The sequence below is a fragment of the Vibrio sinus genome (genome assembly GCF_023634645.1).
In the GTDB taxonomy this organism is placed as follows: domain Bacteria; phylum Pseudomonadota; class Gammaproteobacteria; order Enterobacterales; family Vibrionaceae; genus Vibrio; species Vibrio sinus.
In genome coordinates, this window is the sequence record NZ_JAMKMR010000012.1 from 145,848 (window position 1) to 155,801 (window position 9,954).

A 9,954-nucleotide genomic window follows, 5' to 3' on the forward strand; every position below is an offset into this window, starting at 1 on the left:
AACGACTATGTCAGGCTCTAAAAGAAAATGGCTTTGGACCACGTTAAAGCTTATTTTACTGCTCGTACTTGTTGCTGCTGTCAGTGCAGCGGTGTTTTTTTGGGTCGAGTATGAACATTGGCCATGGTGGGCGGGTGCGGTTATTTTATCTGGCATCGCAGCGATAGTCTGCGCCATTTATCTGCTTCGCCGCTATATTCTACGCTACAAAGAACGCAAATTTGTCGAGCATGTTGTTAAGCACGACAAAGACGCAATCGAAACTAGCCAGTGGGCGATGCGTCAGCGTTGCAGGGAATTAGAAGCGCGTTGGACTAAAGCGCTCGCGCAGCTTAAGTCCTCTAAGCTTAAACGCCAAGGACACCCATTTTATGTACTACCTTGGTATCTAGTCATCGGTGAAGAGGCATCAGGCAAATCAACGATACTGGAAAATTGTGGATTAAGTAGTGTGCTTTCCCCTTTAAAAGAACCTTCTGGGCACTCTACCGCTCACTGCGATTGGTGGTTTTTCGAACAAGGTATTTTTCTCGATACGGCAGGTAAGTATCTCAGTGACGGAGATGGGCACTCTGAAGCTGAGTGGAAGCATTTGCTTACTTTGTTGGCGCAAGCAAGACGCCGTGAGCCGTTAAATGGGTTATTAGTCAGCTTGAGTGTGTCCGACCTTCTCAATTTGGATGCCAATGCTCTGCAGAACAAAGGTCGCCAGCTTAGGTTAAAGCTCGACACCTTGATGAAAGTGATGGGCGCGCAGATTCCGGTCTATTTGATGCTCACCAAATGCGACCAAATATACGGTTTTGAAGATTTTGCCAACGAGCTTGAAATGTCAAAGCGTGAAGCGTTATTTGGCTGCATGAATGACAATAAATACCTCTCACCACAACAAATGGTGTCTAAAGCGCTCACTCACATTAGCGACCAACTCTTAACCCATCAACTTGAGCAATTGCAAGGCTTATCCCCACTGCCCGCGCATACGTTATTGCTTGCTCGTGAGATCGAAAATCTGCGCGATGCTTTGGTGAACTATGTCGACAGCGCTTTTGGCGAAACGCCTTATCATGAATCCATTTACTTCCGAGGCCTAAGTTTAAGCTCTGCGTTGTCTAAGGCTACGCCGCTGCCTACCGTGATTCCATCACTGGCAGCAAAAAGCGATGAGCATGCTGTATTGGCTTCTCACCATGCGCCAACGACAATCATTGAGGGCGCTCAGCCCGTTGTTATCTCTAGTGGTAATAACAGCGCGTTATCTGATGAATCTGAAGGCAACAAAGCCCACTTAAAAGGCTTGTTTTTAAATGAGCTGTTTTCCCGTTGGCTACCGGGCGATCGTCACGCGTATGAATTTAGCCATCCATTCATGCAATGGAGAAAATGGACGGGTAATTTATCCGTCACCTTGCTACTCCTTATCATGTTTTTTGCCGTGGGAGGTATGAGCTTAGATTACATTCAAACCCATGAAAGCTATGTCATGTTGACCCAAAATATGCAGAGAGTGCGAGCCCTATCTGGTCAATTGGATGCCACTCCCACCTATGAACAAATCGAGCAACAAAAGGAGACGCTGCAAAACTTACAGGTCGCTATCCATCGTTCGGAGAGAAGCCATCAACTGTTGTCTAAACTTGGTTTGGATCTATGGATTGGTAAAGGTTTAAATCTTGCCAAACACGAGTACGTTAAGGCATATCAAGACTATTTATTGCAGGATATTGATCCCCCTTTGTATCAACAAATCACTGGCGAAGGGCAGCCATCAATGAATAGCGCAGGCAACGGTATTGATTACCTGGCCTGGCGAATAAGTCGTATCCAAGCAAAACTTGGCATGAGCAATAATGCCTTACTGCCTCTGCAAGGGCATACAGACAACAGTGGCTATTCTTTTAATCCATTGGCCTTTGTTAGCCAAATGGACTCGCAGCAGATGTTTATCGATTATGTGAATTGGAATAAAGATAGCTCCGCGCTTAAACAGCTCTTGTCGCAAAGCCAGCACAATTTGCAGCTAGCGCTCATTCGCCACCCACTGTCTACTTGGCTTAATCAGTGGATAGAAAACTCAAGCCAAGTGCAAAGTGTTACCGCCGCAAGCTTTTGGCAAGCTGGTCTCAATGGCAGCGATATTTCAGTGCCAGGTTCATTTACCCTAGCCGGGAAAAAGTTTGTCGATAACTTCTTAACCCAGTTGCAAGACAGCGGTAACGCGACGGTGACTGCGCAAATAGAGCGCTATAAGAATGAGTACATTAGACAATATGTGTCTCGCTGGCTGCAGTTCTATCAGCAGTTCCCAAGTTCTGCAAAAGGGTTGAGTATCGCAGATAGGGTTCAGATAGCCAATCAGATGCCTTACCAGAACAATCCATTTAGTCAGGTGCAAAAAACCACATTGAGAGAGCTCAAAGGGCTAGGAGATGCGGTTAGCTCAAGTACGTGGCAGAGCTTGTTTTTATCCCAAGCCATTGAAACCAAGTTCTGGAATGGTAAAGAGAAGAAAGGTTTGCTGAGCAAAGGCAGCCAGTTGCTTGATGATAACGCATCGAAGCTTTCTAGCGATGATCCCGCGTTTAATCAAAAATTGAGCAAAGGGCTGAGTTTGTACGCGAATTACCAAGATGCTCTGAGCCAAATCTTAGATCATATCAGTAATCAGTCGACGGCATTCCAAAGCATCAGTGCGCTATTTGTTAGCCCGAACTCAGGTTCACCTGAACTCAAAGCTTCGAATACGGCAAATCGATTAAAGCAGCTGCTTCACTCTAATGGCGCGTATGCGAACGGTGGTGCCATTTATTCCGATGCGTTCGAGTTTATGTTGCAAACGGGTATACAACTGGCCGCCAATCAACTCCAATCGGATTGGGAGGCTCAAGTGTATGGCCCATTGCAATACCTATCTAATCAAGAGAGAAAGCGGAAACTATTCTCACCTAATGGCCTGCTTAACAACTTTATCCATGGCCCCGGGAAAGGTTTCATCAAGATGGGCGCGCAAGGTTGGACACCAGCTTCCTTTATGGGGGTACACCTGCCGTTTGCACGAGGTTTCTTCTCTTTTATCGACCAAAGCGAGTACTTAAAACAAGATCTCAAAGACGACTATAAAGTCACGGTAGAAGCGATGCCAATGGGGGTCAACCCGGATGCGGATAATCATCCGTACGAATCAGAGCTCGTGTTGTCATGCTCTGATAAACAGCAGCAACTGATGAACTACAACTACGCGCAAAGCCAATTGTTTGACTGGAAGCCAGCGAGTTGTGGGCAAACCAAGTTAACCATACGTTTTAATGGCTTTGAGCTTAACAAGACATATGCAGGTGCTAATGGTTTCCAAGATTTCTTGACTCAATTTAGAAACGGCGCGGTGACCTTTGTGCCGAAAGACTTTCCAATCAGTCAGCAAATCTTAGAACAAAATCATGTGTCGTGGCTGAGAATTCAGTACCGATTCCAAGGCAATTTGCCGATAGTAGCGCTCAAAACGCAAGATAAGTTTAAAGTGCCGCTAAAAATAGTGTCGTTGTGAGGATGAAGATTATGTCGAATATCAATCCGATGGGAAACGTACCCGGCTCGTCGAGCGAGTCTCAATGGCAAGGGAGAAGATTGCCGTTATTTTTGTTTGCAGTGTGGTTAATCGCCAGTGTACTTGTGGTGACTGTGTCACTGAGTGTTGCTGGTGAAACATCACACCTGCGTGAGTACATTACGTTACAGCTAGAAAAGGCGCATATTATTGATGCGCCTTCACAATCAATTAACTACTCTAGCAATCCGTAACAGAGGCTGTAGCTAGGCGGTGTTTCGACACCGCCTTCCATTCTTAAGGCTGTTGCTTAGTTGGCGCTAAAGCAATTTCACGAATACACACGTTTTGTGGTTGTTGGTAAGCGTAGACAACCGCTCTTGCAACATCGTCAGCGGCGAGTACACCACCCATGTCTTCTTTCCAATCGTTATAGCCATCTTTTATTTGATCAGACGTAGTATGAGACAGAAGCTCGGTCTCAACCGCGCCTGGTGCGATTGTGGTGACACGCACATTCGAGCTGGCCACTTCTTCACGAACGTTCTCAGAGATGGCGTGCACAGCAAACTTAGTGCCGCAATACGCAGCGTGATTTGGGAACGTCTTCTTGCCTGCAATTGAGCTGATGTTAATGATAGTGCCGTGATTTCTCTCTATCATTGGTGTTAGCACGGATTGCATGCCGTTGAGCAAACCAAGTACATTCACATCAAACATGCGTTTCCATTCTGATGCATCTTGGCTGTCAATTTGACCTAGCAACATCACACCAGCGTTGTTGACTAGACCATCTGCTGGTCCATATAGCGCCTCTGCTTCTTTAATCGCAGACTCAAAGCTTTCTCTTTCTGTTACGTCTACTCGCTTACATAGCGTATTAGGTAAGTTTAGTTTTTCCAGGCGCTCAACACGGCGTGCGAGCAGCAATAATGGATGGCCTTCTGCACTGAGTCTTTGCGCGATAGCTTCACCAATACCTGAACTTGCACCTGTAATTACAATTAACTTTTTCATTTTTGATTCCTCAATCTGTCTTTGTCTGAAAGTCTGGGTGATTTCCAGCGATGCGGCTATATTAGGTTATGATGCATTGTTGATATATAGTCATTAAGTTAAAACACTGTTGCTATATAACAATAATAAGATTTGTATGTAGGACCTATTCATGATCAATCAAGTGAACTTAGCGGACATCAGAACATTTGTATTGATTGCCCAACTGGGCAATTTTACCAAAGCGGCAGAGGCATTAGCGGTGTCTCGCTCTCATGTTTCTAGGCAGGTGAGCCAATTAGAATCTCAAGTTGGTGCGACTTTATTAATTCGCACCACAAGGACACTCAAGCTGACCGAAGCGGGGAGGCAGTTCTTTAAACAATGTGAACTGGCCTTAAATCAAATCAATCAAGCAATACTGGCCACGGTCGATGATGTTAATGAGGTACGCGGACATATTAAAATCAACAGCGTTGGAGGTTATTTGGGGGAGGAGCTGATTGCACAAATCGCATTAGAATTTGGTAAGCAATATCCAGAAGTGACTATCCAATTGGACTTCAGTAGCCACCGTGTCGATTTGATTGATGAAGATTTTGATATCGCGTTTCGAATGGGTGAATTACAAGATGCGAGCTTTATAGCAAGAAAAGTCATGAATATTGAGATGGGCACATGGGCAAGCCCTGAGTATCTAACCAAGCATGGTTATCCAGCTTCACCAAAAGATCTGCAGCAACATTTGTGCTTAACAGGCTCCGTTACTCGGTGGAGTTTTATCCATCAATCCACCTCAGAGAGCACGGATGTTCAGGTGGCCGGGCATTTACAGTGTAAGAACGGCCATGTCTTGGTGAAAGGGGCATTAAATGGCAGTGGTATTATTCGTACGCCTTATCTCTATTGCCGAAGAGAAATTGAGCAAGGGAAGTTAGTGCCAGTTTTTCACGATTGGACGATACCCAGTGTAGATTTTTCCGCGATTTATCATAAAGACAGATACCAACCTCAAAGGCTACGCGCCTTTATTGAGTTCACTAAACAATGGATGAACGACAATATAGAAGGGTGACAATACAGATGGGTAAAGCCGAGGAGCCAATGGTCAACGACCTAGCACCTCGGCAGAGGGCTAAGCAAATAAATGCTTGGAGTGAAACTGTAAGTGCTCGTCAATATAGCTAGATATAAAGTAGTAGCTATGGTCATAACCATATTGAATACGCACTTCTACTTCAGACTGATGCACATGGGCAGCTTCAATTAAACTGTCAGGTTTGAGCTGTTCGGTCAGAAAGCAATCTTTGTCACCTTGATCGACCAAAATAGGCAGCGCTGAACGTGAAGCTTTAAGTAACTCTACGCTATCATATTCCGCCCAAGCCTCCGGGTTGTTGCCCAAATAAGCCGTAAAGGCTTTTTGCCCCCATGGCACTTCAGATGGATGGCAAATCGGGCTAAACGCTGAAATAGAACGATAGTTGTCAGGGTTTTTTAGGCCAATCATCATGGCACCATGTCCGCCCATACTATGGCCTGCGATGGACTTCACACTCGAGATAGGAAAGTGCTTCTCGATGAGGGTTGGCAGTTCGTGAACGACATAGTCATACATATGATAATTGTCAGACCAAGGCTTTTGTGTCGCATTGACATAAAAGCCTGCCCCTTGGCCAAGGTCATAGTCATTACAGTCTTCGACCAACTCGCCTCTAGGGCTGGTATCTGGTGCGATAATGGCGATGCCTAGCTCAGAAGCTTTGCGAAACGCCCCCGCTTTTTGCATGAAGTTTTCATCGGTACAGGTGAGCCCAGAAAGCCAGTAAACCGCGGGAACAGGGTGGCTTTCGGTGGCATTATGAGGAAGAAAAACCGCAAAGCGCATTTCACATTTTAGGCTGCTCGAGGCATGAGAAAATTGCTTGTGCCAGCCGCCAAACACTTTATTTTGGCTTACTTCATTGACGGTCATAGAGTATCCTTTTCAAAAGCTGAGTGGTCGATACCACTCAGCGTAAGGGAGTAAGTAATGAATTATTTGTCCATGTGGACAACAGAGCGAATACTTTTGCCTTCGTGCATTAAATCAAATGCCGTATTGACTTCATCTAACCCCATGGTGTGGGTAATAAATTCTTGTAAGCCAAACTCTCCGGCCAAATATCTCTCAACAATACCCGGCAGTTCACTGCGTCCTTTAACGCCACCAAAAGCGGTGCCACGCCACACACGGCCAGTAACTAGTTGGAATGGTCGGGTAGAGATCTCTTGTCCTGCGCCAGCAACACCAATGATGACCGACTCCCCCCAGCCTTTATGGCAGCATTCTAGAGCTTGCCTCATGACATTCACATTGCCGATGCATTCGAAAGAGTAATCTACACCGCCATCGGTGAGTGAGACAATATAATCCTGAATGGGTTGGTTTATTTGCTTTGGATTGATGAGATCCGTTGCGCCAAGTTGTTTGGCTAGATCGAACTTACTTTCATTGATATCAACACCGATAATGCGGCTTGCACCTGCCATTCTCGCGCCAATAATGGCAGACAGTCCAATGCCGCCTAAACCGAAAATAGCAACGGTGTCGCCTTTTTCTACTTTAGCCGTGTTTAATACCGCGCCCATGCCAGTGGTGACGCCGCAGCCAAGTAGGCAGACTTCTTCCAGCGGAGCGTCTTTGTTGACTTTCGCCAGTGAAATTTCAGGCAGTACGGTATATTCAGAAAAGGTTGAACATCCCATGTAGTGATAGATAGTTTCACCATTAATGGAAAAGCGTGAAGTGCCATCAGGCATTAAACCTTTACCTTGCGTGGCTCTTACCGCTTGGCACAAGTTGGTTTTACCGGAGGTACAAAACTTACATTCGCCACATTCCGCGGTATAAAGAGGAATAACATGATCACCAACCGAAACACTGGTTACCCCTTCACCGATCATTTCGACGATACCGCCGCCTTCGTGGCCTAAAATGGATGGAAAAATACCTTCTGGGTCCTCACCGGAAAGGGTAAATGCATCGGTGTGGCAGACACCCGATGCAACGATGCGAACCAACACTTCACCTGCCTTTGGAAGCTGCACATCCACTTCTTCCATTTTTAACGGTTCACCTGCGGCCCAAGCGACGGCGGCTTTTGATTTGATAGACGTTTGCCCGGGTTTAAGTTCTAATGCCATTTGTCTTTCCTTATTGTTTTTAGGCTGATTTTTGCCATGTGGCGTTAAGTATATCTTTGATTGGTTTGTATTGAAGTGAAATATCGCAGGTTGAGAAGAATAAAATCAAGGCAGAGGATCTGCCTTGCGATGGTTACATCATGGGGAGGGTGGACGCGACCAGTAATCCGGCCATCAGCCAATTAAAGTGGCGTACCCGTTTGGGGCTGTTTAACCAAAATTGCAGCTTTTTCCCTGCGACTGTCCAAAAGCCAACGTTGGGAAGATTGACTAAACAAAACACACCAGCAATGATGATAAGCCCAATCAGTGACGCACTGTAGTTGTAGACACTCACTGCGGTTAACGCCATTGCCCAGCCCTTGGGATTCACCCATTGAAAACAGACGGCACCGAGAAAACTGAGAGGACGATAATCTGCTTGACTATTATCGGGTTTACTCATGGCAATTTTGTACGCCAAGTATAATAAGTAGATGAGGCTGAGTACCTTGAGTACCTGATGAATGACAGGGTAGGTGTGAAACACGCTGGTCAACCCAACGCCAACCAATAGCACCATAAACGCAAACCCCAGCACCACACCTAACATATGTGGGATGGTTCTAACAAAGCCCACGTTTGCCCCAGATGTCATCAACATAATGTTGTTTGGGCCGGGGGAGAATGTGGTGGCGAAAGCAAACAGCGCAAGTGCCCCTAATTGACTCAATTCCATGGTAATACCTCAATGATGTTGTTGAACTTGTCAGTAAATATTAATTGGAACCGTGAACAATTTTGTGCTTTTATTGCATGAAAGAAATAAATGTGAGCAATAAAATTTCAATATGGATAAATTTGACAACAAAATATTGCACGAGCTTAAAAATGACGGCAGGATCTCCAATGTAGAGCTTGCTCAAGCAATAGGATTATCCCCATCTGCAACGCTACGTCGTGTTCAAGATCTTGAGAAAAAGAAGGTAATTCAGGGTTATCGGGCAGTATTCGACAAAGAGCAGCTCGGCATTGGTTTTGTTGCCTACGTATCGATTGGTTTAAATAGCCATACCAAACAGGCCCAGCTTGATTTTGAAGAACACGTTCGTTTTGAAAAGGAGGTAGTGGAATGTCACAACATCACGGGTGCGAACGAATACTTGTTGCGTGTCGAATCCGCAAGCTTAGCAGCATACAAACGTTTTCACTCAGATGTACTGGGTGAGTGTGAAAGAGTCAAATCGATCTCAACCATGGTAGTAATGGACTCGCCTAAAGATGAAAGATGAGAATTATCGATGCTCGAGAAGACATTTGGTCCAACATCGATTTTTTAGACAGTAAGTCATAACCAACCACTTTTAAATCAACCTATTAACTATTTACATATTGGAAACAATCGGGCAATTTTTTGCTCGCTGGGCAAGATATTGCTCGATTTGGGCAAGATATTGCTCGATTATTATTTATACACTTGATTATTAGCTTGAAAATATTGATAAAATTCAATTAGTTAAAATTTTTAAAGGTGAGTTATAAGTTGGCATGCAGATTGCCTAATAAAACGGGCGATTTATCGCATTTGTATCAATCATTCGTGTCAATAGACGAACAATAAAAAAGGATAATAAAAAATGCCAACTCCTTGTTATATCTCTATCCAAGGTCAAACCCAAGGCAACATCACTGCAGGTGCATTCACTGCTGACTCAGTAGGCAACATTTATACTGAAGGTCATGAAGACGAAATGCTGGTACAAGAATTCAAGCACGTGGTAACGGTACCAACGGATCCTCAATCTGGCCAACCTGCGGGCCAGCGCGTTCATAAGCCTTTCAAATTTACTGTCGCATTGAACAAAGCCGTACCGTTAATGTACAACGCATTGGCATCGGGTGAAGCACTGCCAAAAGTGACATTGAAATGGTACCGTACTTCTGTGGAAGGTAAGCAAGAGCACTACTTCACAACCACACTGGAAGACGCGACTATCGTTGATATCAACATGCATATGCCTCACTGCCAAGATGAAGCGAACAGCAACTTCACTCAGCTGATTGAAGTGTCTTTGGCTTACCGTAAAATCAACTGGGATCACACTATCTCTGGCACATCGGGCGCAGATGACTGGCGCTCTCCACTTGAAGCTTAATTAAGTCATTATTGACTCACTTGCGCTCAAGTCATTGACTTGGGCGCAAATTTGCACACATACCTATTAGCATAAGAAACCGTCAGTATGGCC

The 9,954-nt window shown here is 45.1% G+C and carries 9 protein-coding genes; 5 read left to right on the plus strand and 4 right to left on the minus strand.

Features of this window, described 5'->3' with window-relative positions; all coding sequences use genetic code 11:
* The first annotated feature begins 7 nt into the window (after nucleotides 1-7).
* Together M9194_RS13845 and M9194_RS13850 are read left to right on the plus strand one after the other, a co-directional pair.
* Nucleotides 8-3,544 carry a type VI secretion protein IcmF/TssM N-terminal domain-containing protein gene (locus tag M9194_RS13845; protein WP_250613267.1) on the plus strand — a complete coding sequence of 1,179 codons (3,537 nt, stop codon included), beginning with the start codon at nucleotides 8-10 and terminating at the stop codon, nucleotides 3,542-3,544.
* Nucleotides 3,545-3,555: 11 nt separating this feature from the next.
* A complete protein-coding gene (locus M9194_RS13850) occupies nucleotides 3,556-3,798 on the plus strand; it encodes a hypothetical protein (protein WP_250613268.1) in 243 nt (80 codons plus the stop codon).
* Between the two features lie 43 nt (nucleotides 3,799-3,841).
* Here the strand turns inward: M9194_RS13850 and M9194_RS13855 are convergent, their stop codons facing one another.
* Nucleotides 3,842-4,561: an SDR family oxidoreductase gene (locus M9194_RS13855; protein ID WP_250613269.1), complete on the minus strand. Its 720-nt coding sequence runs from the start codon at nucleotides 4,559-4,561 to the stop codon at nucleotides 3,842-3,844.
* 151 nt (nucleotides 4,562-4,712) lie between these two features.
* Here M9194_RS13855 and M9194_RS13860 point away from each other — a divergent pair, with 151 nt between their 5' ends.
* Nucleotides 4,713-5,615: a LysR family transcriptional regulator gene (locus tag M9194_RS13860; RefSeq protein ID WP_250613270.1), complete on the plus strand. Its 903-nt coding sequence runs from the start codon at nucleotides 4,713-4,715 to the stop codon at nucleotides 5,613-5,615.
* A 60-nt stretch (nucleotides 5,616-5,675) separates the two neighbouring features.
* Here the strand turns inward: M9194_RS13860 and fghA are convergent, their stop codons facing one another.
* The 3 genes from fghA to M9194_RS13875 form a co-directional block, all read right to left on the minus strand.
* Nucleotides 5,676-6,515 (minus strand): S-formylglutathione hydrolase, encoded by an 840-nt coding sequence (gene fghA / locus M9194_RS13865; RefSeq protein WP_250613271.1) that lies wholly within the window; start codon nucleotides 6,513-6,515, stop codon nucleotides 5,676-5,678.
* A 62-nt stretch (nucleotides 6,516-6,577) separates the two neighbouring features.
* Nucleotides 6,578-7,726, minus strand: coding sequence for an S-(hydroxymethyl)glutathione dehydrogenase/class III alcohol dehydrogenase (locus M9194_RS13870; protein WP_250613272.1), 1,149 nt, complete (start codon nucleotides 7,724-7,726; stop codon nucleotides 6,578-6,580).
* Between the two features lie 133 nt (nucleotides 7,727-7,859).
* Nucleotides 7,860-8,444 carry a LysE family translocator gene (locus M9194_RS13875; RefSeq protein ID WP_250613273.1) on the minus strand — a complete coding sequence of 195 codons (585 nt, stop codon included), beginning with the start codon at nucleotides 8,442-8,444 and terminating at the stop codon, nucleotides 7,860-7,862.
* 112 nt (nucleotides 8,445-8,556) lie between these two features.
* On the opposite strand from M9194_RS13875, the gene M9194_RS13880 reads away from it, so the two are divergent.
* Both M9194_RS13880 and M9194_RS13885 read left to right on the plus strand, forming a co-directional pair.
* The gene (locus tag M9194_RS13880; RefSeq protein WP_250613274.1) at nucleotides 8,557-8,997 is read left to right on the plus strand and encodes an Lrp/AsnC family transcriptional regulator; all 441 of its coding nucleotides are present in this window, start codon (nucleotides 8,557-8,559) and stop codon (nucleotides 8,995-8,997) included.
* Between the two features lie 345 nt (nucleotides 8,998-9,342).
* A complete protein-coding gene (locus tag M9194_RS13885) occupies nucleotides 9,343-9,861 on the plus strand; it encodes an Hcp family type VI secretion system effector (protein WP_250613275.1) in 519 nt (172 codons plus the stop codon).
* Nucleotides 9,862-9,954 lie beyond the last annotated feature (93 nt).

What these genes read in the sequence shown, in the direction of transcription:
- M9194_RS13845 (WP_250613267.1), top strand. Translation starts at nt 8, where the DNA reads ATGTCAGGCTCTAAAAGAAAATGGCTTTGGACCACGTTAAAGCTTATT.
- M9194_RS13850 (WP_250613268.1), top strand. Translation starts at nt 3,556, where the DNA reads ATGTCGAATATCAATCCGATGGGAAACGTACCCGGCTCGTCGAGCGAG.
- M9194_RS13855 (WP_250613269.1), bottom strand. Translation starts at nt 4,561, where the DNA reads ATGAAAAAGTTAATTGTAATTACAGGTGCAAGTTCAGGTATTGGTGAA.
- M9194_RS13860 (WP_250613270.1), top strand. Translation starts at nt 4,713, where the DNA reads ATGATCAATCAAGTGAACTTAGCGGACATCAGAACATTTGTATTGATT.
- fghA (WP_250613271.1), bottom strand. Translation starts at nt 6,515, where the DNA reads ATGACCGTCAATGAAGTAAGCCAAAATAAAGTGTTTGGCGGCTGGCAC.
- M9194_RS13870 (WP_250613272.1), bottom strand. Translation starts at nt 7,726, where the DNA reads ATGGCATTAGAACTTAAACCCGGGCAAACGTCTATCAAATCAAAAGCC.
- M9194_RS13875 (WP_250613273.1), bottom strand. Translation starts at nt 8,444, where the DNA reads ATGGAATTGAGTCAATTAGGGGCACTTGCGCTGTTTGCTTTCGCCACC.
- M9194_RS13880 (WP_250613274.1), top strand. Translation starts at nt 8,557, where the DNA reads ATGGATAAATTTGACAACAAAATATTGCACGAGCTTAAAAATGACGGC.
- M9194_RS13885 (WP_250613275.1), top strand. Translation starts at nt 9,343, where the DNA reads ATGCCAACTCCTTGTTATATCTCTATCCAAGGTCAAACCCAAGGCAAC.